This is a genomic window from Thauera sp. SDU_THAU2 (genome assembly GCF_038260575.1).
Classification (GTDB): Bacteria; Pseudomonadota; Gammaproteobacteria; order Burkholderiales; family Rhodocyclaceae; genus Thauera.
This window is the reverse complement of record NZ_JBBWUN010000003.1, coordinates 2,110,829-2,134,840: the sequence shown is the minus strand read 5'-3', so window position 1 is coordinate 2,134,840 and position 24,012 is coordinate 2,110,829. Positions and strand designations below refer to the sequence as shown.

15 protein-coding genes and 1 pseudogene are annotated in these 24,012 nt (G+C 66.5%); 10 read left to right on the top strand and 6 right to left on the bottom strand.

The annotated features are described in order from the left end of the window. Positions 1-5 precede the first annotated feature (5 nt). Complete coding sequence (gene clpB, locus AAFL97_RS11380) at positions 6-2,585, top strand: ATP-dependent chaperone ClpB (protein ID WP_341645015.1); 2,580 nt, start codon at positions 6-8, stop codon at positions 2,583-2,585. A gap of 39 nt (positions 2,586-2,624) precedes the next feature. On the opposite strand, the gene AAFL97_RS11375 is transcribed toward clpB, so the two are convergent. Beyond that, on the bottom strand, positions 2,625-5,924 hold the full coding sequence (locus AAFL97_RS11375; protein WP_341645014.1) for an EAL domain-containing protein: 3,300 nt from the start codon (positions 5,922-5,924) through the stop codon (positions 2,625-2,627). A gap of 143 nt (positions 5,925-6,067) precedes the next feature. Between AAFL97_RS11375 and AAFL97_RS11370 the strand changes: the two genes are divergently transcribed. Next, complete coding sequence (locus tag AAFL97_RS11370; protein WP_341645013.1) at positions 6,068-7,963, top strand: SurA N-terminal domain-containing protein; 1,896 nt, start codon at positions 6,068-6,070, stop codon at positions 7,961-7,963. Positions 7,964-8,072: 109 nt separating this feature from the next. Here AAFL97_RS11370 and AAFL97_RS11365 read toward each other — a convergent pair whose 3' ends face one another. The 3 genes from AAFL97_RS11365 to AAFL97_RS11355 form a co-directional block, all read right to left on the bottom strand. Then, positions 8,073-9,902 carry an ATP-binding protein gene (locus AAFL97_RS11365; RefSeq protein ID WP_341645012.1) on the bottom strand — a complete coding sequence of 610 codons (1,830 nt, stop codon included), beginning with the start codon at positions 9,900-9,902 and terminating at the stop codon, positions 8,073-8,075. Beyond that, positions 9,899-11,008, bottom strand: coding sequence for a molecular chaperone Tir (locus AAFL97_RS11360; RefSeq protein ID WP_341645011.1), 1,110 nt, complete (start codon positions 11,006-11,008; stop codon positions 9,899-9,901). The genes AAFL97_RS11365 and AAFL97_RS11360 overlap by 4 nt, the downstream gene beginning before the upstream one ends. A gap of 158 nt (positions 11,009-11,166) precedes the next feature. Then, on the bottom strand, positions 11,167-11,961 hold the full coding sequence (locus tag AAFL97_RS11355; RefSeq protein WP_341645010.1) for an enoyl-ACP reductase FabI: 795 nt from the start codon (positions 11,959-11,961) through the stop codon (positions 11,167-11,169). 307 nt (positions 11,962-12,268) lie between these two features. Here AAFL97_RS11355 and AAFL97_RS11350 point away from each other — a divergent pair, with 307 nt between their 5' ends. From AAFL97_RS11350 to AAFL97_RS11335, 4 genes and pseudogenes are all read left to right on the top strand, one after another. Beyond that, complete coding sequence (locus tag AAFL97_RS11350) at positions 12,269-14,467, top strand: ABC transporter substrate-binding protein (RefSeq protein WP_341647143.1); 2,199 nt, start codon at positions 12,269-12,271, stop codon at positions 14,465-14,467. Continuing rightward, a pseudogene (locus AAFL97_RS24650) lies at positions 14,467-14,607 on the top strand (ABC transporter permease); the annotation flags it as partial. The gene AAFL97_RS11350 and the pseudogene AAFL97_RS24650, both read left to right, overlap by 1 nt. 846 nt (positions 14,608-15,453) lie before the next feature. Then, entirely contained in the window at positions 15,454-16,956 is a 1,503-nt protein-coding gene (locus tag AAFL97_RS11340) for an ABC transporter permease (RefSeq protein ID WP_341645009.1), read from the top strand. 188 nt (positions 16,957-17,144) lie between these two features. Then, a complete protein-coding gene (locus AAFL97_RS11335) occupies positions 17,145-18,734 on the top strand; it encodes a protein adenylyltransferase SelO (RefSeq protein WP_341645008.1) in 1,590 nt (529 codons plus the stop codon). A gap of 99 nt (positions 18,735-18,833) precedes the next feature. Here the strand turns inward: AAFL97_RS11335 and smpB are convergent, their stop codons facing one another. Beyond that, positions 18,834-19,343: an SsrA-binding protein SmpB gene (smpB, locus tag AAFL97_RS11330; RefSeq protein ID WP_341645007.1), complete on the bottom strand. Its 510-nt coding sequence runs from the start codon at positions 19,341-19,343 to the stop codon at positions 18,834-18,836. 69 nt (positions 19,344-19,412) lie between these two features. On the opposite strand from smpB, the gene AAFL97_RS11325 reads away from it, so the two are divergent. Together AAFL97_RS11325 and AAFL97_RS11320 are read left to right on the top strand one after the other, a co-directional pair. After that, a complete protein-coding gene (locus AAFL97_RS11325) occupies positions 19,413-19,850 on the top strand; it encodes a type II toxin-antitoxin system RatA family toxin (protein ID WP_341645006.1) in 438 nt (145 codons plus the stop codon). A 2-nt stretch (positions 19,851-19,852) separates the two neighbouring features. Beyond that, entirely contained in the window at positions 19,853-20,191 is a 339-nt protein-coding gene (locus tag AAFL97_RS11320; RefSeq protein ID WP_341645005.1) for an RnfH family protein, read from the top strand. An 84-nt stretch (positions 20,192-20,275) separates the two neighbouring features. Here the strand turns inward: AAFL97_RS11320 and AAFL97_RS11315 are convergent, their stop codons facing one another. Beyond that, the gene (locus AAFL97_RS11315; RefSeq protein ID WP_341645004.1) at positions 20,276-20,767 is read right to left on the bottom strand and encodes a DUF4124 domain-containing protein; all 492 of its coding nucleotides are present in this window, start codon (positions 20,765-20,767) and stop codon (positions 20,276-20,278) included. Between the two features lie 79 nt (positions 20,768-20,846). Here AAFL97_RS11315 and guaB point away from each other — a divergent pair, with 79 nt between their 5' ends. Together guaB and guaA are read left to right on the top strand one after the other, a co-directional pair. Beyond that, positions 20,847-22,310 (top strand): IMP dehydrogenase, encoded by a 1,464-nt coding sequence (gene guaB, locus AAFL97_RS11310; RefSeq protein ID WP_341645003.1) that lies wholly within the window; start codon positions 20,847-20,849, stop codon positions 22,308-22,310. A gap of 73 nt (positions 22,311-22,383) precedes the next feature. Then, entirely contained in the window at positions 22,384-23,949 is a 1,566-nt protein-coding gene (gene guaA / locus AAFL97_RS11305) for a glutamine-hydrolyzing GMP synthase (RefSeq protein WP_341645002.1), read from the top strand. Positions 23,950-24,012: the final 63 nt, after the last annotated feature.

Sequence of the window (24,012 nt, the reverse complement as noted above, 5' to 3'; positions counted from 1 at the left end):
CTTCCATGCGCTTCGACAAGCTCACGACCAAGTTCCAGCAAGCCCTCGCCGATGCGCAGAGCATCGCCGTCGGCAACGACCAGCAATTCATCGAGCCGCTGCACCTGCTGCAGGCGCTGCTCGAACAGGACGACGGCGGCAGCGTGTCGCTGCTACAGCGTGCCGGCGTCAACGTTCCGCCGCTGAAGAACGCGCTCGGCAAGGCCATCGGCCGCCTGCCCAAGGTGGAAGGCCACGGTGGCGAAGTCAGCATCGGCCGCGATCTCAACAACCTGCTCAACGTCACCGATCGCGAGGCGCAGAAGCGCGGCGACCAGTTCATTGCCAGCGAGATGTTCCTGCTCGCGCTGGCTGATGACAAAGGCGAGGCCGGCCGCCTGCTGAAGGAGCACGGCCTGTCGCGCAAGGCGCTGGAAGCCGCGATCGAGGCGGTGCGCGGTGGCGCCAGCGTCGGCAGCCAGGATGCCGAAGGCCAGCGCGAGTCGCTGAACAAATACTGCCTGGACCTCACCGAGCGCGCCCGCAGCGGCAAGCTCGACCCGGTGATCGGCCGCGACGACGAGATCCGCCGCGCGATCCAGATCCTGCAGCGCCGCACCAAGAACAACCCGGTGCTGATCGGCGAACCCGGCGTCGGCAAGACCGCGATCGTCGAAGGCCTGGCGCAGCGCATCGTCAATGACGAAGTGCCGGAGACGCTGAAAGGCAAGCGCGTGCTGTCGCTCGACATGGCGGCGCTGCTGGCCGGCGCCAAGTACCGCGGCGAGTTCGAGGAACGCCTGAAGGCGGTGCTGAAGGAGATCGCCCAGGAAGAAGGGCAGATCATCCTGTTCATCGACGAGATCCACACCATGGTCGGCGCCGGCAAGGCCGAAGGCGCGATGGACGCCGGCAACATGCTGAAGCCGGCGCTGGCGCGCGGCGAACTGCACTGCATCGGCGCCACCACGCTGGACGAATACCGCAAGTACATCGAGAAGGACGCCGCGCTCGAGCGCCGCTTCCAGAAGGTGCTGGTCGAGGAGCCGACGGTCGAAGCCACCATCGCCATCCTGCGCGGCCTGCAGGAGAAGTACGAGATCCACCACGGCGTTGACATCACCGATCCGGCGATCGTCGCCGCCGCCGAGCTGAGCCATCGCTACATCACCGACCGCTTCCTGCCGGACAAGGCGATCGACCTGATCGACGAGGCCGCGGCGCGGATCAAGATGGAGATCGACTCCAAGCCCGAGGTCATGGACAAGCTCGACCGCCGCATGATCCAGCTCAAGATCGAGCGCGAGGCGGTGAAGAAGGAAAAGGACGAGGCTTCGCAGAAGCGCCTGCAACTGATCGAGGAAGAACTCGAGAAGCTGCAGCGCGAGTACAACGACCTCGAGGAAATCTGGAAGGCGGAGAAGGCCAAGGTCGCCGGTTCGGCCCACATCAAGGAAGAGATCGATACGTTGCGCGCGCAGATGGCGGAATTCCAGCGCAAGGGCCAGCTCGACAAGGTCGCCGAGCTGCAATACGGCAAGCTGCCGCAGCTCGAAGCCCAGTTGAAGGTGGCGGAGCAGGCCGGCGACGGCGGCACGCCCAACAAGCTGCTGCGCACCCAGGTCGGCACCGAGGAAATCGCCGAGGTGGTGTCGCGCGCCACCGGCATCCCGGTCAGCAAGATGATGCAGGGCGAGCGCGAGAAGCTGCTGCACATGGAAGATAAGCTGCACGAGCGCGTGGTCGGCCAGGACGAGGCGGTGCGCCTGGTGGCGGACGCCATCCGCCGCTCGCGCGCCGGCCTGGCGGACGAGAACCGCCCGTATGGCTCCTTCCTGTTCCTCGGCCCCACCGGCGTCGGCAAGACCGAGCTGTGCAAGACGCTGGCGAGCTTCCTGTTCGATTCGGAAGAGCACCTGATCCGCATCGACATGAGCGAGTTCATGGAGAAGCACTCGGTCGCTCGCTTGATCGGCGCGCCGCCGGGCTACGTCGGCTACGAGGAAGGCGGCTACCTGACCGAGCAGGTGCGGCGCAAGCCCTACAGCGTGATCCTGTTCGACGAGGTCGAGAAGGCCCACCCGGACGTCTTCAACGTGCTGCTGCAGGTGCTCGACGACGGCCGCATGACCGATGGCCAGGGCCGCACGGTGGACTTCAAGAACACCGTGATCGTGATGACCTCCAACCTCGGCAGCCAGATGATCCAGGCCATGGCCGGCGACGATTACGGCGTGATCAAGCTTGCGGTGATGGCCGAGGTCAAGACTTATTTCCGCCCCGAGTTCATCAACCGGATCGACGAAGTCGTGGTGTTCCACGCCCTCGACGAGAAGCACATCGCCGGTATCGCGAAAATCCAGCTGCAGTACCTGCAGCGGCGCCTGGCGCGGCTGGACATGGCGCTGGAGGTCACGGATGCGGCACTGGCCGAACTGGCGGAAGCAGGCTTCGACCCGGTGTTCGGCGCGCGGCCGCTGAAGCGGGCGATCCAGGAGCGCATCGAGAACCCGCTGGCGAAGGCGATTCTCGAAGGTCGCTTCGCCGCCAGGGACCGCATCGAGGTCGATGCCAGGGACGGCAAACTGCTGTTCGAGAAGGCCTGATCCCGGCGCTGCACCCGGGCCTGGCGCTCTTGCGGGCGCTCAGGCCTGGGCCATGATCCGGACCCAGTTTGTGAACGCGGCGGCATCCAGCGGCCGCGAGAACAGGTAGCCCTGCATCCGGGTGCATTCCCGCTCGGTGAGGAAAGCGCGCTGTTCGGCGGTTTCCACCCCTTCGGCGACGACGTCCATGCCGAGCGCGCGGGCCAGCGACAGCGCCGCCGTCGCGACTGCCGCATCTTCGGCATCGCCCGGCAGATCGGCAATGAAGGAACGGTCGATCTTCAACTGCTTCAGCGGCAGACGCTTGAGGTAGGCAAGGCTGGAGTAGCCGGTGCCGAAGTCGTCGAGTGCAAGCGTCAGCCCCATGTCCACCAGCTTTTCGAGCCGCTCGGAAAGGGCCGATCCCGGGTCCATCAGCGCGCTCTCGGTGATCTCGAGTTCGATGGCGAGCGGATTGGCGCCGGTTTCGGCGAGAATCGCCGCGACGATGGCGACGAAGTTGCTGCGCTGGAACTGCAGCGCGGAGATGTTGATCGCGACCGTCAGTGCGCCCAGGCCTTGCCGGTTCCATTCCGCCTGCTGCCGGCAGGCTTCGCGCAGCACCCATTCGCCGATCGGCACGATCATCCCCGAATCTTCGGCAACCGGGATGAAGACCGCGGGCGGCACCATGCCGCGCTCGGGATGTCGCCAGCGCAGCAGCGCCTCGCAGCCGACCACGCAGCCGCTGGCGGTGTCGATCTGGGGCTGGTAGTGCAGCGCCAGTTCTCCGTTGCCGATCGCGCGGCGCAGGGCGTTTTCCAGTTGCAGGCGCTCGATGGCCTGCCGGTTCATCTCCGGCACGAAGAACTGGTAATTGTTGCGGCCGGCGGCCTTGGCGCCGTACATGGCGGTGTCCGCGTGTCTCAGCAGCACGTCGATGGAGTCGCCGTCCTCGGGATAGATGGCGATGCCGATGCTCATCGACGGCCGCAGTTCGTACTCGTCGATGGCGATGGTTTCACCCAGCACCTCGAGGATCTTCCGCGCCACGGCCGCGGCGTTTTCGGCATGGTCGAGCCTGGGCAGCAGCACGACGAATTCGTCGCCGCCCAGGCGGGCAAGCCGGTCTTCACCGCGCATGCAACTGCTCAGCCTGCTGGAGAGCGTGGCGAGCAGGCTGTCGCCGATGGTGTGGCCGAGCGAATCGTTGATCGTCTTGAAGTTGTCGAGATCGAGGAACAGCACGGCCATGCGGTCATCGTGGCGCTCGGCCGAGGCCAGGGCTTCCTGCGCATGGGCGATCCAGGCGCTGCGGTTGGGCAGGCCGGTCAGCGTGTCGTAGTGGGCGAGGAAATGGATGTGGGCGTCGGCCTCGCGTGCTGCGGTCACGTCCTGCACGGTGCCGCGCAGGCGCGCCAGCATGCCCCCGCGCCATTCGCTTTCGATGCGGAACTGCAGGATCGAAGGCGGTGCCGTGGCGGTCCGGCACTCCAGAGTCGCCGCGCCGGGGGCATTCATGACCTGCTCGAGCCGGGTTTCGAGCAGCGGGCGATCTTCGGGGTGGAGTGCGGCCAGGATGTCGTCCAGCGAGTCGAGCGTGCCCCGGCTGCTGCCGAGCAGGGAATGGAGTTCGTGTGAGCAGCGCAGGCCTTCGCGTCCGCTGCGGGTTTCCCAACTGCCCATGCGGGCGATGCGCATGGCTTCGGCGAGCGCGGCCTGCTTGTCGTAGAGCGAGGCCGTGGTGGCCTCGAGTTCCCGGGTACGGCTTTCGACCAGCGAGGCGATCCGGCGCGTGTTGCCGGTGGTGAGCAGCAGGAAGATGCCGAGCAGGCCCAGGCTGAAGAGACCGGTGGCGACCGTACCCCATGCAACCCAACTGCGCTGGGCCTTCAGATAGGCGTCGCCGATACGCAGACGCAACTCCCATGGCCGGCCGGCGAAGGGCAGCGCGATCGCCCGCGCCAGATCTCCCGCTATCCACTCGTCGCTGTCGCAAGCCGGTGGACCGCTGAGCCTGGTGGGCGGGCCGCCCGTACCGTGATCCACCAGGCACAGCTCGATGCCGATCTCGCGGGCATTGCTGCGCACGCCGACCAGGGCATCGTCCATGCGGAATGCGGCGGAAATCATTCCTGCCGGACTGCCCGCCTGGCCGGCGGGGGCGTACTTGGCCTGCTCGCTGGCGAGATAGATCACGACGCCGTTCTGTTTCTCGGTTTCCCGCATCAGGCTGAACGCTTCGCTCACCACCGGCAGCCCGGTTTGCCGGGCTTCGTGGACCGCCCGGGCGGTCGGCGGCAGCGACAGGGCATTGAGGCCGAGCGTACCCTGGTTCTGCTCGAAGGGCTCGACGTAGATGATCGGGAAATACTCGTCCGCCGGTGGCGCGATGAAAGTGTGGCCGTCCGCATCGCGGTCGAGAATGCGGAAGACGGGCTGCTCCGGGCTGCCGGCGGCGCCTTCGAAGGCCGCCCGCTCTGCGTCCCGGACCATGGGGTTCCAGGTGAAGTTGTGGGTGCCCGGATAACGCATCAGCCAGGGCGAGACGAAGTTGCGGAAAGTCTCGCGGCTCAGCGTCTCTTTTGCGCCCACCAGGCCCTTGAGCGCGAGCAGCATGTCGAGCTGGGCGTCGAGCCGCTTGCTGAGCTGGCTGGCGAGATGGGTGGTGTCGCGTTCGAACTGGGCTTCCAGGCGCATGCTTTCCCAGGCCGTGACGTAGCGGAATGCCAGGCCGAGGATCACCAGCGCGACCGCGAACGGCACGGCGACGCCGACCCGGCGGCCGTGCCAGTCGCTTGTCGGCCGCCCGAAGAAGACGAACATCAGCGGTGCGGCGACGATGATGCCGATGGTGTCGCCGAGCCACCAGCTCCACCAACTGAAGAACCACTCCGATACCGGAAACTGCCCGCTGCCATGGAGCAGCGGCAAGGCGAGCGTCGGTGCCAGCAGGGCGCTGAGCGGGGCGACGATGACGATGAAGCGCACGATCGGTCGTGGCGAATCGAGGCGGTTCGGAAAGCCGATCGTTTTCTGCGCCAGCCAGGCGCCCGCGAGCGCCTGCAGCGTCACGGTGGCTGCCAGCATGCACTGCAGGGCCGGGGAGATGTCCATGCCGCTGTCGAGCAGTATCTGCTCGGCCATCAGTTCGACTACGAACGCACCGGTGAAGACCGCAGGCCAGACACCGAAACCGTAGATGAGCAGGGCGGACAGGGCGATGCCCGCAGGCGGAAACACCGGTGAGGCGATGTCGGGCGGAACGGCCAGCTTCAGCGACAGCCAGCCTGCCACGGCATAACCGAGTGCGATCATGGCCAGCAGGCCCGGACGGCGGAAAAGCGTGCGCGTTTGCATGCCGCAAGTGTAGTGGTTCCCGTCCATTCATTTCGAGTAGTTCGACACGCTCGTGGGGTTCGGGAAGCCGATTCCGCCCGGGATGCGATAAACTGCCGGCTTCCCGTTTCTTCACATCCCCAGGCATTCCAACGGAAATCGAGATGTTCGAGGCTGTACGCAACAACAAGCGCATTGCGCAAATCATTCTGGCCATCCTCATCGTGCCGTTCGCATTCTTCGGCATGGATGCCTATTTCAGCGATGCGCCGGGCGGGAACGAAGTCGCGGTCGTGGCGGGCACGCCGATCGGCGCGCTCGAATTCGAGCAGGCGCTGCGCGACCAGCAGGACCGCCTGCGTGCCGCTGCCGGCGGCGAAGTCGACCGCGCCCTGCTCGAATCGGAGGCGCTGCGCCGCTCGGTGCTGGACAACGTCATCAACCGCCGCGTGCTTGCCCTCTACGCTGCCGACAACCGCTTCAGCGTCACGCCGCAGGAATTGCAGGAAACCATCGCCGCCGTGCCTTCCTTCCAGGAAGACGGCCGCTTTTCCCTCGAACGCTACGAGATGCTGCTGCGCGCCCAGGGCATGACGCCGGCGATGTTCGAATCCCGCTTGGCGCAGGACGTCCGCATCCAGCACGTTTCGCTGGCCGTGGGCGATGCCGGCTTCGCGCCGCTGTCGTCGGCCCGCCGTTTCCTCGAAGCGCAGCTCGAAGAGCGCACCGTCAGCGAGCTGCGCCTGTCGGGCGCCGGCCTGGCGGCCGACCTCCAGGTCGGCGACGACGAGATCGGCACCTGGTATGCCGCCAACGCCGCACGCTTCCAGCGCCCGGCGCGTCTGCAGGCGGAATACGTGGTGTTCGACCGTGAAGCCGTGGAGAAGCAGGTCAGCGTCGGCGAAGACGAGATCAGGGCTTTCTACGACGGCAACCCCGGCCGCTTCGGCGTTGCCGAGGAGCGCCAGGCACGCCATATCCTGCTCGAGCTTGCGGCCGATGCCGATGCCGCCGAAGTCGAGCGGGTGATGGGCGAGGCGCGGGCGATCGCCGAGCAACTGCGCAAGGATCCGTCGGCTTTCGCCGAAGTCGCGAAGGAAAAGTCGAAGGACAGCGGTTCCGCCTCGCGCGGCGGCGATCTGGGCTTCTTCGGCCGCGGAGCGATGGTCGCTTCATTCGAGGATGCGGCGTTCTCGCAGCAGAAGGACGAGATCGGCGAACCGGTGCGCAGCGACTTCGGCGTCCATGTCATCCAGGTCACCGCCATCAAGCCGGCGTCCACCCGTCCGTTCGACGACGTGCGCGGCGAAATCGAAACCGAGTTGCGCAGCCAGGCCGCGAGCAGGCTGTTTGCCGAACAGGCCGAGCAGTTCGCCAACATGGTCTACGAGCAGCCGGACAGCCTGGCGCCGGTCGCCGAGGCGCTGAAGCTCGAGATCCGTACCACCGACTGGGTGTCGCGCAATGGCGGCGACGTCGGCGGCTACGGCAGCGAGCGCCTGCTCGATGCGCTGTTCGCCGACGATGCGGTGGCGAGTGCCCGCAACACCGAGGCGATCGAAGTGGCGCCGAACACGCTGGTCGCCGCGCGGGTGAAGGCCTTCGAAGCCGCAGTGCAGCCGCCGCTCGACGAAGTGCGCGACCAGGTCGTGGCCGAGCTGCGCCGCGAGGCAGGTGCAAAGCGCGCCCAGGAGCGGGGCGGCGCGATGCTGGCCGCGCTCGACAAGGGCGAAGCGGTCGAAGGCAATTTCGGCGCCGTGCGCAAGCTGCAGCGAGCCGCGCCCGGCCTGCCCGGCGAAGCGATGCAGGCGGTGTTCTCCGCACCGGCGGCCAAGCTGCCGGCGCATGTCGGCCTGGCCCTGCCGGACGGCGACTACGTGATCTACCGCATCGAAGCGGTCGACCGTCCGCAGATCACCGACGGCGACGAGCGGGTCAGGGCGGTGGCCGAGCAATACGGCCAGGTGCTGGCCGAACGCGATTTCGCCGCTTTCATCGCCGAACTGCGCAAGCGTTACGAAGTCCAGGTCAAGCTGGCACCGCGACAGGCACAGCAGTGATTCATGTCGCAGGCCGCGTGAGTCAGGCCTGCGACGAACCGCCTCCAAGTTTCAGATGGCCGTTGCTGGTGTTTTCACAGTGTCTGCTGAGATATTCCAGCGTCGGCACTCATCGGGGCATGGTTTGTTTGTTCAGCTTGTATACCTGTGTGCTGAGCTCTTTCTGCGCTTGATTCAGGGTTTCGGCCAGTTGCTCGTCGCCGGTCGCGGAGGCCGCGCGGTCGAGCTTCTGCTGGACCATGTCCAGTGCATCGATGGTAGCCCGCGCCTCGGCGAGCAAAGCCTCGGTGCGCGCGTGCTGTTCCGCCTCGCTCGCCCGCGCCGCCGCTTCGCTTGCCTGTGCCGCCTTGGCCGCCATGGATTCGTTCCAGGCGAACACGACCGCCGTCGAGATCACCGTGACCAGCAGCACGAGCGCGGCGATTCCCCATGAAAGCGTGCGCACCCGCTGTTCGCGCTTGCGTGCGGCCGCCTGTGCGGCCTGCTCGCGATCACGCGCTTCGGCGCTGGCTGCGAGCAGCCGCTTCACCCGCGGCCAGCCGCCGCCGTAGCGCTCGGCCCAGACCGGGTTGCGCCGCTTGATCCACGCCAGGCGTTCGCCGGTGGTGGTGGGGCCCAGCACGTTGGACGGGTCGCGTTCGAAGCTGTCGGCCTGGACCAGCAGCGCGCGCCACACCAGTCCGTTGCGAAATTCCCGCACCAGCCAGCCATTGCCGGGGTCGGCCAGCCGCTCCCAACAGCGGATCAATGCCTCGTGGCTGATGTCGACCCGTTCATCGGCCGCGATCGGCGCCTCTCCGTAGGGGCGCAGCAGCGACGCGCCGTCGACCCGGAACGGTTTCAGCACATGCTGCAGCTCCGCTTCGCCGCAGCCCGCGATTGCGGCCAGATCCGCGAAGCTCCGGGGGCGACGGATCGCCTGCCCCTCGGCGTTGATCTCGGTCAGCGCGCGGAACACGTCTTCGACCACGCGCACCTCGCCGGCACGCTCGCCGAAGAACGCCTGTGCCTTGTCCATGACATCGTCGGCATGCCTGGACAGCAGGCCGGCCAGGCCGCTCGAGCCGTCGTAGGCATCGCTGTCCAGCAGCCACCCCGCGCCATCGGCATGCCCGCTCAGCTCGACGTGGTCGCGATGGAGGAGCATGAGTCCGTGCTGGATGAGCGGCAACTGGTCCTGCCGGCCTCCCGCGTCATGGATCAGGCGCTCGGCGAGCGCCATGCTCACCTCGCCGCCGAACAGCTGCGCCGGCTCGCGGATCGCCCGCAGCAGATCGTCGTGCGTCATGCGCGGCAGCAGGTACTGGGCGCGGTTGACGGCTTCGGCAAAACCCTCGAAGCGCGCACATGCGCCGAGAAATTCGGAGCGCATCGTCAGCACCGCGTACAGGCCCGCGGGCGGTGTCTCGAACAGGCCGACCAGGAAGTCGGCGAGCAGTTGCGCTTCCTCCGGGCCGTGCCGGTGGGCGAAATCGAACAATTCCTCGAACTGGTCGATCAGGATGCACAGGTGATCGGCGGAGTCGCGGCGCAGCAGCGTCGCGATGGTCTCGGGCGCATCGCGGCCGAAGTTGAGCGCACGGCGGATCTCGAGCGCGCGCTCCTCCTTGCCGCCGTCCAACTCGGCCAGCGCGAGCGCGAGATTCCATAGCGGGGCCTCGCCCGGCGTCATCGCGCAGGTGCGCCAGCTCAGGCCGCCGCGCGCACTTTCCTGCTCGAGGCGCGGCAGTACCGCGGCGCGCACCAGCGAACTCTTGCCACAGCCGGAGTCGCCATGGACCACCAGCAGCCGCCTGTCGATCAACTGCGCGACCACCGCGTCGGCCATCCGCTCGCGCCCGAAGAAGATCGGCCATTCGTGTTTTTCGAACGGCCTCAGCCCGGGGTAGGGCCGGCACGGCAGGACGACGTCGAAGACGTCAGCGGGTGGGCTGCTCACGGCGACCCCCCGGCCGCACGCGCCTTCGCGCCCAGCCAGTGCCGCACCTCGGCGGTCCACTGCGTGCGGGTGCCGTCGAGCCAGTCGGTCTGCATGATGCGCGCGGTCGCCTTGCGCACCGGCGTCGCGACGGCGTCGCCGGCGGTGTCGAGCAGGCCGCATGGCAGCAGGCGATTGGAGCGTGCGCGCGCCGACTGGCGGTCGTGCTTGCCGACCACCACCAGATCGGCGTCGAGAGCGCGTCCGTCGTCGGTGCCCAGCAGCAGCAATGCGTCGCAGCCGCACAAGGCCTCGACTCGCCGTTCGCGCACCTCCTGCAGTTTTTCCGGATCGTGCTCGATCGCATCCGGTTCGCCGGGTACGATCGCGAAGCCGCAGTCGATCAGCGCCATGCCTGCGGCTTCCCAGGCCTTGGCATGCTCGGCCCGGCCATGCAGGTAGATCGTCTGCCCCCCGTCGCTGGCAAGGCGTGCGCGCTCGGCCTCGGCCCTGACCCGGTTCGCGAGCGTACTCCTCAGCGCGTCGAGGCGCGGGTAGAGCCTGCCCACGATCGCCAGCAAAGCCTTGCGGAAAGCCACCGGGAAGGGGCCGGGCAACTCGAACCAGCCCAGCGGGCGATGTGAATCGCTGCCCTCGACCGGTTCGGAGAAGGCGAAGCCGACCAGGGGATGGCCGCGCGCGTCGGTGAGCGCAGCCGGCCAGGGCTCCGCGCCGGTCGGCCAGATCCTGATCACCGCGATCCGGTCGTCCGCTGGCAGGCCCAGTTCGGCCTGGCGTGCGCACCACCAGTCGCGCTCCTCGGCGCACCACTGCGACGCGAGGTAGTCGGGCGACATCAGTATCAGCAGGATCGCGCTCGCGCCGATCTCGGCGCGCAACTGGTCGGTGAGCGGCGCCATCGGGTCCACGCCCTGGCCCGGCCGGTGCTTGTCGTCGAGAAAGATCCGCAAATCCTGGCGGAAGCGCCGGTCCGAGCGCAGCTCGCGCTCGAGTTCATGCGCAAAAGCGACCGACCAGGGCTGGAGGAAGCTCTGCCCGTTGCCATCGTCGCCGTGGCTGTAGCTTACGAAGATATCGTGCGCAAACGGCTCTCCGACGTAGGCCATGGCATGCTCCAGTCAAGGCGCTCAAGCACGCCGACGGCATGCTTGCCGATTTCACTATTGCACTCGATCGGCCGACAATCAAGGTCGAACCCGGGACGGCGCGCCCGCCGGCCCGGTTCCGGTTCAGCTTCGGGAACTGCTGCTGCGTCGGCGCCTGCTCAGGCCATGGGTTCCGGGTTGCCCAGCGCGGTGATGTTGAAGCCGCCGTCCACGTACATGATCTCGCCAGTGATGCCGCTGGCGAGATCCGAACAGAGGAAGGCGGCGGCATTGCCGACTTCGTCGATGCTGATGCTGCGGCGCAGTGGGGCGTTGTGTTCGTTGAAGGCGAGCAGCTTGCCGAAGCTGCCGATGCCCGACGCCGCCAGCGTCTTGATCGGGCCGGCGGACACGGCATTGACCCGGGTGCCTTCCGGGCCGAGGGTGACGGCGAGATAGCGCACCGAGGCTTCGAGGCTGGCTTTGGCCAGGCCCATGATGTTGTAGTTGGGCATGGTGCGCTCGGCGCCGAGGTAGGACAGCGTCAGCAGTGCGCCGTTGCGGCCCTTCATCAGCGGCCGGGCGGCCTTGGCCAGCGCCGGGAAGCTGTAGGCGCTGACTTCCTGGGAAAGCCGGAAGGCCTCGCGCGACAGGCCGTCGAGGAAATCGCCTTCGAGACTGTCGCTGGGAGCGTAGGCAATCGAATGCACCAGGCCGTCGAGACCGTCCCAGTGCTGGCCGAGTTGTTCGAACAGGCCGGTGATCTGGGTGTCGTCCTGGACGTCGAGCGGGAACAGCAGGCTGCTGCCGAACTCGGCCGCCATCTTGGCCACGCGTTCCTGGAAGCGCTCATTCTGGTAGGTAAACGCGAGTTCTGCTCCTTCGCGGTGCATCGCCTTGGCGATGCCGTAGGCAATCGAACGGTTGCTGAGCAGACCGGTGATCAGGATTCGTTTGCCGGCAAGGAAAGCCATTGATCCTACTCCGAATGACAGGCGTTCGATTATAGCGAAAACCCTGATGGCGACAGAGGTCTGTCGCCTTTGCAATTTGGATGATGCCATTGGCGCAGGTGATGGCCGCAGTGAAAACGACGCGCACGGCCGCCATGACTGCAGGCGCTGCGATGGCCGGCAAAACCTGCCAGAATCGCGGCTGTCCTGATTCCTCCGTCTGCCTGTGCCCCGTCTTCCGGCTCCTTCCGTATCGCCGCTCTCGTGCCGTCCGCCCGGTCTGTTCCGCCGTGCCTTCGCACGGAGTGCGGCGGCGGCCTGCGCGCTGGTGCTGCTGGGCTGTTCGGCGGGGCTGAACGATCCGTATCCGAGCGCCGAGCGCGGCGAGAACATCTTCTACACCGCCTTCACCGAGCGCCCCAAGCATCTCGATCCGGTGCAGTCCTACAGCGAGGACGAGGCCGCCTTCCTGTACCAGATCGTCGAACCGCCGCTGCAGTACCACTATCTGAAGCGCCCGTATGTGCTGGAACCTGCCACTGCCGCGGAGATGCCCGGTGTGCGGCGCTACGACCGCAACGGCCGGGAACTGCCGGCCACAGCGGATGCGGCGAACGTGGCGAAGACGGTGGTCGAGATCCGCATCAAGGAGGGCATCTTCTACCAGCCGCATCCGGCATTTGCTGTGAACGAAGACGGTTCGCCGCGCTATCTCGGCCTGACGGCGGACGATCTGCGCGGCATTCGCGGCCTGGGCGACTTCGAGGAAACCGGCACGCGCGAATTGCTGGCGACGGACTATGTGCACCAGATCAAGCGGCTGGCCCATCCGAGCCTGCATTCGCCGATCTTCGAACTGATGGCCGAGTACATTCCCGGCCTGAAAACCCTGCACGAGCAACTGGTGGCGGCGCACAAGGCCGCGGCGGAGCAGGGTGGCGGTGCGCTGGATCTGGAGCGTTTCGAACTGCCGGGCGTCGAGGTGGTGGATCGCCATGCTTACCGCATCACGCTGCAGGGCGCTTATCCGCAGTTCATGTACTGGCTGTCGATGCCATTCTTCAGCCCGGTGCCGCCCGAAGTCGACCGCTTCTTCGCCCAGCCCGGCATGGCCGAGCGCAACCTGACGCTGGATTGGTGGCCGGTCGGCACCGGCCCCTACATGCTGGTCGAGAACAACCCGAACGCGCGCATGGTGCTGGCGCGCAACCCGAATTTCCGCGGCGAGCCTTATCCCTGCGAAGGCGAGCCGGATGATGAAGAGGCGGGACTGCTGGCCGACTGCGGCAAGACCATGCCTTTCATCGACCGCGTGGTGTTCTCGCGCGAACGCGAAGGCATTCCGTACTGGAACAAGTTCCTGCAGGGCTATTACGACGCTTCGGGCGTGTCGTCCGACAACTTCGACCAGGCGGTGACGATGACCAGCCAGGGCGACGTGGCGCTGTCCGATGAAATGGAAGAGAGGGGCATCCGGCTGCTGACCTCGGTGGCGCCGTCGATTTTCTACCTCGGCTTCAACATGCTCGATCCCTTGGTCGGTGCGGCCGGCTCAGGTGGCTCAAAGGAGAAAGGCGCTGGATCGCGGGAAAGCCGCGAACAGGCGCGCAAGCTGCGGCAGGCGATCTCGATCGCGCTCGACATGGAGGAGTTCGTGTCGATCTTCCTCAACGGCCGCGGCCTGCCGGGCATGAGTCCGATTCCGCCCGGCATCTTCGGTGCGCGCGAAGGCCGTGAAGGCATCAACCCGGTCGTCTATGAATGGCAGGGTGACGACGAGAACGGCAGGCCGGTGCGGCGCAGCCTGGACGAGGCCCGCCGCCTGCTGGCCGAAGCGGGCTGGCCGAACGGCCGCAATGCGCGCACCGGCGAACCGCTGATCGTCAACCTCGACACCACGCCGGGCGGCCTGGGCGACAAGACGCGCTCGGACTGGCTGGCCAAGAAGTTCCGTTCGCTGGGCGTGCAGTTCGTCGTCCGCCCGACCGACTGGAATCGCTTCCAGGACAAGGTCCGCCAGGGCAATGCCCAGCTCTTCTTTTTCGGCTGGAATGCGGACTACCCCGACCCGGAGAACCTGTTGTTCCTGCTGCACGGCCCGCAGGGCAAGGTGAAGTTCAGCGGCCAGAACGCGGCGAACTACGAGAACCCGGAATACGATGCCTTGTTCGAGCGCATGAAGGCGATGCCCGATGGTCCTGCGCGGCAGCAGGTGATCGACCGCATGGTGGCGATGCTGCAGCACGACGCGCCCTGGGTGTTCGCCTTCCATCCCAAGACTTATTCGCTGCAGCATGGCTGGGTGAACAACCGCAAGACCGGCGCGATGGTGCGCAACAACATCAAGTACCTGCGGCTCGACGTCGAGCGCCGTGCCGCCGCGCGGGCGGAATGGAACGAGCCGGTACTGTGGCCGCTGGCGCTGGCGGCACTGCTTCTGCTGGCGATGGTCTCGCCGGCGGTGCTGCACTGGCGCCGGCGCGAGGTCGCCACCGCGGTGCCGGACGAGGCGGGGGAGAAGCACTGATGCTGGCCTATCTCGTCCGCCGCGTGCTGTACGCGATCCCGATCCTGATCGGCGTCAATCTGCTGACCTTCGTGCTGTTCTTCGTCGTCAATTCGCCGGACGACATGGCGCGCATGCACATCGGCGTCAAGCGCGCCACGCCGGAGGCGATCGAGCGCTGGAAGGCCGACCGCGGCTACGACAAGCCGATGTTCGTCAATGCCGATGCGGAAGGCAGCGCGCGCTTCACCGATACGATCTTCTTCGACAAGTCGCTGCGGATGTTCGCGCTCGAGTTCGGCCGCGCCGACGACGGCCGCGACATCGGCCAGGAGATCCGCGACCGCATGGGGCCGTCGCTGGCGATCGCGCTGCCGACTTTCGTGCTGAGTTTGTTCGCGTCGATCAGCCTGGCGCTGCTGCTGGTGTTCTTCCGCGCCACCTACCTGGATTTCTGGGGCGTGGTGATCTGCGTGGCGATGATGTCGATTTCCAGCCTGTTCTACATCATCGGCGGCCAGTGGCTGGTGTCCAAGCTGTGGGCGCTGGTGCCGATCTCGGGCTACGCGCCGGGGCTGGATGCGACGCGCTTCCTGATGCTGCCGGTGCTGATCAGCGTGCTGGCCGGCATCGGCTCCTCGGTGCGCTGGTACCGGACGATCTTCCTCGAGGAGATTTCGAAGGACTACGTGCGCACCGCGCGTGCCAAGGGCCTGTCCGAACTGGCGGTGCTGTTCCGCCACCGTGCTGCGCAACGCGCTGATCCCGATCCTGACCGGCGTGGTGGTGGTGATTCCGCTGCTGTTCATGGGCAGCCTGCTGGTGGAATCCTTCTTCGCCATTCCCGGCCTCGGCAGCTACACCATCGACGCGATCAATGCGCAGGACTTCGCCGTGGTCAGGGCGATGGTGTTCATCGGCTCGGTGCTCTACATCATCGGCCTGATCCTGACCGACATCTCCTACACGCTGGTCGATCCGCGGGTGAGGCTGGAATGAGCGCGCCGATGAGCTTCCAGCCCGTATTGCTATGGACCGACCTGCTGCTGTTCGTGCTGCTGGCGGTGGCGCTGCTCGCGATCGTCCACGTGCGCGGCAACGAGCCGCTGCGCGCGGCTTGGCGCAAGGTCGGCAAGCGCCCGACCGGCATGGCGGCGGCGGCGGTGCTGCTGGCCTTCGTTTTGGTCGGAGTGCTCGACAGCCTGCATTACCGGCCGCTGCTGCCGGCGGCGCAGGCCGAGGCATCGGCTGCCGAGACCGAGGCCGAGAACGGCACCGAGGCCGCAGTCGATGCCGAAGCAGCGACGGGAGCCGAATCTGCCGCAACAGGCGGGCAGCCTGGGCCGGTGTATTCCACCGAAGTGCTGTCGGTACTGGATGCGCTGCTGGAGCCCTTGCGTGCGCAGACCGAGAAAACCTATTCCGCGCCTTTCGCCTGGCAGCTCTACCAGCGCGAGGCGATGGAATTGCCGGACGGCCGCCAGGTGCGCGACTATCCGCGCCTGGTGCATGGCGCAGCCCACCTGCAGGAGCCGGAGGGCGAACTCGCCGCCGACGTCGCGGCGCATGTCGCCAGTGGCGCCGGGCTGGCGGCGGTGGCCTGGCTGCTGTGCTTCGTCGTGCTCGCCACCATCGTGTGGCAGGGTAGCGGCCTGGGCTGGGGGCAGGTGGCGCTGGCGATGCTGACCGGCCACACCGTGCTGGCCTGGCGGGCGGCGCTGGTGACGCTGGCAACCATCCTGCTGATCGTCGGTGTGTGCCTCGAACTGGCGCCGCTGTACCACGTGCTGGGCACCGACAAGGTCGGCCAGGACGTGCTTTACCTGTCGCTGAAGAGCGTGCGCACCGCGCTGGTGATCGGCACCATCACGACGCTGGTGATGATGCCGTTCGCGGTGGCGCTGGGCATTGCCGCAGGCTATCTCGGCGGCTGGGTGGATGACGCGGTGCAGTATGTGTATACCGTGCTGAACGCGATTCCCGGCGTGCTGCTGATCGCGGCGGCGGTGCTGATGATGCAGGTGGTCATCGACACCCATCCGCAGTGGTTCGACACCGCGGCCGAGCGTTCGGATGCGCGCCTGCTGGCGCTGTGCTTCATCCTCGGCATCACGAGCTGGACCGGGCTGGCGCGCCTGCTGCGCGGCGAGACGCTGAAGCTGCGCGAGTTGGAGTACGTGCAGGCGGCAAGGGCTTTCGGTGTCGGCACGCCGGCGATCCTGCGCCGCCACATCCTGCCGAACGTGATGCACATCGTGCTGATTTCGCTGGTGATGGATTTTTCCGGGCTGGTGCTGGCGGAGGCGGTGCTGTCCTACGTGGGCATCGGCGTCGATCCGACGACGATCAGCTTCGGCACCATGATCAACCTGGCGCGGGCCGAGCTGGCGCGCGAGCCGATGGTGTGGTGGTCGCTGGCGGCGGCGTTCGTGTTCATGTTCGTGCTGGTGCTGGCAGCGAACCTGTTTGCGGACGTGGTGCGGGATGCGTTCGATCCGCGGCGGAGCTGATGTTTCGCGCGGCTGTCCAACCGATAGTGAACCGGTGTGCTCGTTTGGCCGGATCACGGGTATTCCTTCCGTGGGCTGCGGAACTCGCCCTGCGGGCTGGGACAGTCCTCGCCCGCTCCATGAATACCCCACACTCCGGCCAGCGTTGATGCTGGCCCGATGATCGAAAACCGTAGGTGAGGCGTCTCATGCGAGAACTTCGTTTCGACAATCGCTTCGTGCGCGAACTGCCGGGCGATCCCGTGGATGGGCGGCACGTGCGCCAGGTGCATGGCGCCTGCTACTCGCGGGTGGCGCCGACGCCGGTGCGGGCGCCGCGCTTGCTGGCATGGGCACCGGAGGTGGCGGAACTGCTCGGCTTGGATACGGCGGACGTGCTCGATCCCCGCTTTGCCGCAGTGTTCGGCGGCAATGCCTTGCTGCCGGGCATGGAGCCTTATGCGGCCTGCTACGGCGGGCATCAGTTCGGCAACTGGGCGGGGCAGTTGGGCGACGGGCGGGCGATCACGCTGGGCGAGGCTATCAACCCGCAGGGACAGCGCTGGGAACTGCAACTGAAGGGGGCGGGGCCGACGCCGTATTCGCGCCGGGCGGACGGGCGGGCGGTACTGCGCTCGTCGATCCGCGAATTCATCTGCAGTGAAGCGATGCATCACCTGGGTGTGCCGACGACGCGCGCGCTTTGCCTGGTGGCGACCGGCGAGCAGGTGATGCGCGACATGTTTTACGACGGCCATCCGCGCCCCGAGCCGGGCGCGGTCGTGTGCAGGGTGGCGCCGTCCTTCATCCGCTTCGGCAATTTCGAGATATTCGCCTCGCGCGGCGAGGAGGATCTGCTGCGGCAATTGATCGATTTCACCATCGACCGGGATTTTCCCGAACTGGCCGCGGCCGAGCCCGATCCCGCGGAGCGCAGGGTGCGCTGGTTCGAGGAAGTGTGCCGACGCACGGCGGTGCTGATGGCGCACTGGATGCGGGTCGGTTTCGTCCATGGCGTGATGAACACCGACAACATGTCCATCCTGGGGCTGACGATCGACTACGGCCCTTACGGCTGGATCGACGACTTCGACCCCGACTGGACGCCCAACACCACCGACGCCGGCGGGCGGCGCTATCGTTTCGGCCACCAGCCGCGCATCGCGCAATGGAATCTGTGGCAACTGGCCAACGCGGTATATCCGGTGATCCAGCAGGTCGAACCGCTGGAGCGGGCGCTGGCGATGTATGCCGACGTCCACGAGGCGGAGAACCGCCGCATGACGCAGCAGAAGCTCGGCTTTGAGACCTGGCGCGAAGGGGAAGGCGAAGATGAAGCACTGGTGGCCGAACTCCATCGCATCCTGCAGGCCGGTGAGATGGACATGACGCTCTTCTTCCGCCGCCTGGCCGAACTGGATGTGGTGCAACCCGATCCGGTGCATGTCGGAGAACTGTTCGACGAGGTCTTCTACGACGAAGGCCGGCGAGTCGGGGAGGTTGAAGCGTTCCAGGCCTGGCTCGCACGCTACGCAGCGCGGCTGCGCGAGGAAGGCGTGCCGGCGGAATTGCGCAAGGCGCGTATGGATGCGGTGAATCCGCTCTACGTGCCGCGCAACTACCTGGCACAGCAGGCCATCGACCGGGCCGAGCAGGGTGATGCGAGCGGTGTCGTGGAACTGCTCGATGTGCTGCGCCGGCCGTGCGTCGAGCAGCCGGGGCGGGAAGCCTTTGCAGCGAGGCGGCCGGACTGGGCACGACACAAGGCGGGATGCTCGATGCTGTCCTGCAGTTCCTGAGGCTTGGAGCAGCTCGGAGTGGGATGGGGCGGGCCGGCCTGCGCGGCCCGGCCTATGCGGTTCGACCTGCGCGGCTCGACCTACGCGGCCCGACCCATCCTACATCTGGGTGCGCATCAGGCGCTGCTTCTCGCGGTCCCAGTCCTTCTTCTTCTCGTCCTCGCGCTTGTCGTGCAGTTTCTTGCCCTTGGCGAGGCCGATTTCGAGCTTGATGCGGCCCTTGACGTAGTGCAGGTCGAGCGGCACCAGGGCGAAGCCGGCGCGTTCGACCTTGCCGATCAGGCGGGCGATTTCCTTCTTGTGCAGCAGCAGCTTGCGGGTGCGCACCGGGTCGTGGCGGACGTGGCTCGACGCGGTGGTGAGCGGCGCGATGTGCATGCCGAACAGGAAGATCTCCTCGTTGCGGATGATGACGTAGGATTCCTTGATGTTCGCCCGCCCTGCCCGGATCGCCTTGACTTCCCAGCCTTCGAGGACGATGCCGGCCTCGTGCTTTTCTTCGATGAAGAAATCGTGGAAGGCCTTGCGGTTTTCGATGATGCTCATTGCTCGATGATCCTTCGGCGGCGTCGCGCCGATGCGGTGCGCGGCCAACGGGCTGGTCCGCATGCGGTAGAATCGCGCATTTTAACAGCACGGCGCTGCCCGTTTCGCACCGTGCACCGCTCCAGGTTGTTCATGGCCGACGTCAAGAAGCTCGTTCTGATCGAATTCACCCCCGCGCAGATGTTCGAACTCGTCGACCGGTGCGAAGACTACCCGCAGTTCCTGCCCTGGTGCGGCGGCGCCGACGTCCATCAGCGCACCGACACCGTCACCGCGGCGACACTGCACATCAACTACCACGGCATCAAGGCGCATTTCAGCACCGAGAACACCAAGCGCTGGCCGACCGAAATGGATCTGCGCCTGACCGACGGCCCTTTCACCCATCTGGACGGGCACTGGCGCTTCACGCCGCTCGGTGATACCGCGTGCAAGGTCGAATTCAGCCTGCGCTACCAGTTCTCCAGCAAGCTGCTGGAGAAGGTGCTGGGGCCGGTCTTCAACCACATCGCCAATACCTTCGTCGATTCCTTCGTGAAGCGCGCGGCGCAGGTCTACCCGCGGGGCTGAGCATGGCGACGATCCGCGTCGAAGTGGTCTATGCGCTGCCGCAGCAGCAGGAACTGATCGAGCTGAAGCTGGAAGAGGGCGCCACCGCACGTGATGCGGTGGAAGCTTCGGGGCTGCTCGGCAAGTATCCCGACATCGATCTGGACGGGCGCAACAAGCTCGGCATCTTCGCCAAGCTCGCCAAGGCCGACACGGTGCTGCGCGACCGCGACCGCGTCGAGATCTACCGGCCCCTGATCGCCGACCCCAAGGCGGTGCGCAAGAAGCGCGCGGCAGAGGGTAAAGTGATGAAGAAAGGCGGCGGCCCGGCGGAAGAAAAGCCCGAAGCTTCAGGCGCTTGAGTCGTCGAGCGCCAACACGCCGGGCGTCGAGACGCAGGACGTTGCCATGCCGTGTGCCGGGCGCCGAAATTCCGGCGCTTCCTTTCAGTTGCAGTGCTGCTCGATCTGTTGGCGCAGGCGTTCCGATTCCGCCGCGCGTGCAGCGTCGTCGACGAATTCGCGCTCGCCCGCCGAGTTCATTCGTGCGATCCGCTGTCCGGAGTCGAGCGCCGTAAGCTGGTTGCGCGCGTCGGTACAGAAACGCTGTCTTTCAGCTTCGTCGGCGGCATTCTGTGCTGCCGTGGCCTCAGCCTCGGCTGCTTCCGCACGGCGCTGACGGAAGGCGGTGTCCGGGTCGATCGGCTGTTCAGCCTCCGGCTGCGCCGCTTCCTCGTTCGCAGCGTCATCGGTGGCTTCGCCTTCCATCTGCGGGGCCGAGGCGGGGGGCGGGGTGCCGCGCAAGGTCTTGACCGGACCGCTGGGTGGTGGGATGTCCGAATAGTGGGTCCGTCCGTCCTTGTCCTTCCAGCTGTAAATTTCCGCGGCTGCGGGCAGCGCGGTCAGCAGTGCGAGAAGGAGAATTGCGGGACGAATCATTCAGGAACTCCGAAAGGCACGGCTTACATGCTGTGAAGGGCGTCTGTATAATACGGATTTGGTCGAAAGGATAAAAGCCATGCGAGTGATTCAGAAGGCGCTGACGTTCGACGACGTCCTTCTCGTTCCCGCCCACTCCACGGTCCTCCCGCGCGATGTGAGTCTGCAGAGCCAGATCACCCGGCGCATCCGTCTCAATATCCCGCTCGTGTCCGCCGCCATGGACACCGTCACCGAGAGCCGCCTGGCCATCGCGCTGGCGCAGGAAGGCGGCATCGGCGTCGTGCACAAGAACCTCACGCCGGCCGAGCAGGCGGCGGAAGTGCATAAGGTCAAGCGCCACGAGTCCGGCATTCTGAAGGATCCGATCACCATTCCGCCGACGATGACCGTCGGCGAGGTGGTCGCGCTGCAGCGGCAGAATCGTTTTTCCGGCGTACCCGTTGTCGAAGGCGGCAAGGTCGTCGGCATCGTCACCAACCGCGACACGCGCTTCGAGACCAATCTCGATCAGCTCGTGTCGGAAATCATGACTCCGCAGGACCGTCTGGTCACCGTGCGCGAAGGTGCCAGCCTCGAGGAAGCGCGCGAACTGCTGCGCGTGCACCGCCTCGAGCGGGTGCTGGTGCTGAACGACGCCAGCGAGCTGTGCGGTCTCATCACGGTCAAGGACATGATGAAATCCACCGAGCACCCGTTCGCGGCCAAGGATGAGCACGGCCGCCTGCGCGTGGCCGCGGCGATCGGCGTCGGTGCGGGCACCGAGGAGCGTGCCGAACGCCTGGCCGAGGCCGGCGTTGACATGATCGTCGTCGATACCGCCCACGGCCACTCGCACGGCGTGCTCGACCGCGTCAATTGGGTCAAGAAGACCTTCCCGCACATCGAAGTCGTCGGCGGCAACATCGCCACCGCCGATGCTGCGCGGGCGCTGGTCGATGCCGGCGCGGACGGCGTCAAGGTCGGCATCGGCCCCGGCTCGATCTGCACCACCCGCATCGTCGCCGGCGTCGGCGTGCCGCAGATCACCGCGGTCGACAACGTTGCCAACGCGCTGGCCGGTACCGGCGTGCCGATGATCGCCGACGGCGGCATCCGCTTCTCGGGCGACATCGCCAAGGCGATCGCCGCCGGCGCCAACGTCGTGATGCTGGGCGGTCTGTTCGCCGGCACCGAAGAAGCGCCGGGCGAGACGGTGCTGTTCCAGGGCCGTTCGTACAAGTCCTATCGCGGCATGGGTTCGCTCGGCGCGATGGAGAAGGGGGCGGCCGACCGCTACTTCCAGGACGAGAACTCCGGCAACATCGACAAGCTGGTGCCCGAAGGCATCGAAGGCCGCGTGCCCTACAAGGGCTCGGTCGCCGCGGTCATCCACCAGTTGATCGGCGGCCTGCGCGCCTCGATGGGCTATCTCGGCTGCGCCGACATTCCGGCCATGCACGAGCGCGCCCAGTTCGTGCAGATCAGCTCGGCCGGCATGCGTGAATCCCACGTCCACGACGTGCAGATCACCAAGGAAGCGCCGAACTACCAGATCAGCTGATCGATCCGTTTCCAGTATCCCAGGCGGCTGACAGGCCGCCTTTCCTTTTTCCGCCGTTCGACATTCCCGCGCCATGGCCCACCAGAAAATCCTCATCCTCGACTTCGGCTCCCAGGTCTCCCAGCTCATCGCCCGCCGCGTGCGCGAGCAGCAGGTGTACTGTGAGCTTCACCCCTTCGACGTGTCGGACGACTTCGTGCGCAACTTCGGCGCCCAGGGCGTGATCCTGTCCGGCGGTCCCAATTCGGTGTACGAAGCCGAGGACTGGCGCGCACCGCAGGCGGTGTTCGAGCTCGGCGTGCCGGTGCTCGGCATCTGCTACGGCATGCAGACCATGGCCAGCCAGCTCGGCGGCAAGGTCGAGAGTTCGAGCCATCGCGAGTTCGGCTACGCCGAAATGCGCGCGCGCGGCCATTCGAAGCTGTTCGAAGGCATCGAGGACCGGACCAACGACGAAGGCCACGGCCTGCTCGACGTCTGGATGAGCCACGGCGACAAGGTCACCGAGCTGCCGCCGGGCTTCAAGCTCATCGGCAGCAACGATTCCACCCCGATCGCCGCGATGGCGGACGAAGCGCGCGGCTTCTACGGCGTGCAGTTCCACCCCGAGGTCACGCACACGATCAAGGGCAAGGAAATGATCGCCCGCTTCGTGCACGACATCTGCGGCTGCGGCCATGACTGGAACATGCCCGACTACATCGCCGAAGCGGTGCAGAAGATCCGCGAACAGGTCGGCGACGAAGAAGTCATCCTCGGCCTGTCGGGCGGCGTCGATTCCTCCGTGGCGGCGGCGCTGATCCACCGCGCGATCGGTGACCAGCTCACCTGCGTGTTCGTCGACCACGGCCTGCTGCGCCTCAACGAAGGCAAGCTGGTCATGGAAATGTTCGCCGGCCGCCTGCACGCCAAGGTCGTGCACGTCGATGCCACCGAACAGTTCATGGGCCACCTGAAGGGCGTCACCGACCCCGAACAGAAGCGCAAGATCATCGGCCGCGAGTTCGTCGAAGTCTTCCAGGCCGAAGCGAAGAAACTGCCGAATGCCAAGTGGCTGGCGCAAGGCACCATCTATCCCGATGTGATCGAATCCGGCGGCGCCAAGAACAAGAAGGCTCACACCATCAAGAGCCACCACAACGTCGGCGGCCTGCCCGAGACCCTCGGCCTGAAGCTGCTCGAACCGCTGCGCGAGCTGTTCAAGGACGAAGTCCGCGAACTCGGCGTCGCCCTCGGCCTGCCGCACGACATGGTCTACCGCCATCCTTTCCCCGGCCCCGGCCTGGGCGTGCGCATCCTCGGCGAAGTCAAGCAGGAATACGCCGACCTGCTGCGCCGCGCCGACGCCATTTTCATCGACGAACTGCGCGCCGCCGACTGGTACGACAAGACCAGCCAGGCCTTCGCCGTCTTCCTGCCGGTCAAGAGCGTCGGCGTGATGGGCGACGGCCGCACCTACGAATATGTCGTTGCGCTGCGCGCCGTGCAGACGCAGGATTTCATGACCGCGCACTGGGCGGAGCTGCCGCACAGCCTGCTCGGCAAGGTCAGCAACCGCATCATCAATGAGGTGCGGGGGATCAACCGGGTGGTGTACGACATCAGCGGGAAGCCGCCGGCAACGATCGAGTGGGAGTGATTGGGCGTCTGGCACCGGCTAGCACTGAGTAGCACGAGAACACACCTAAGCCCGCGTCATTGC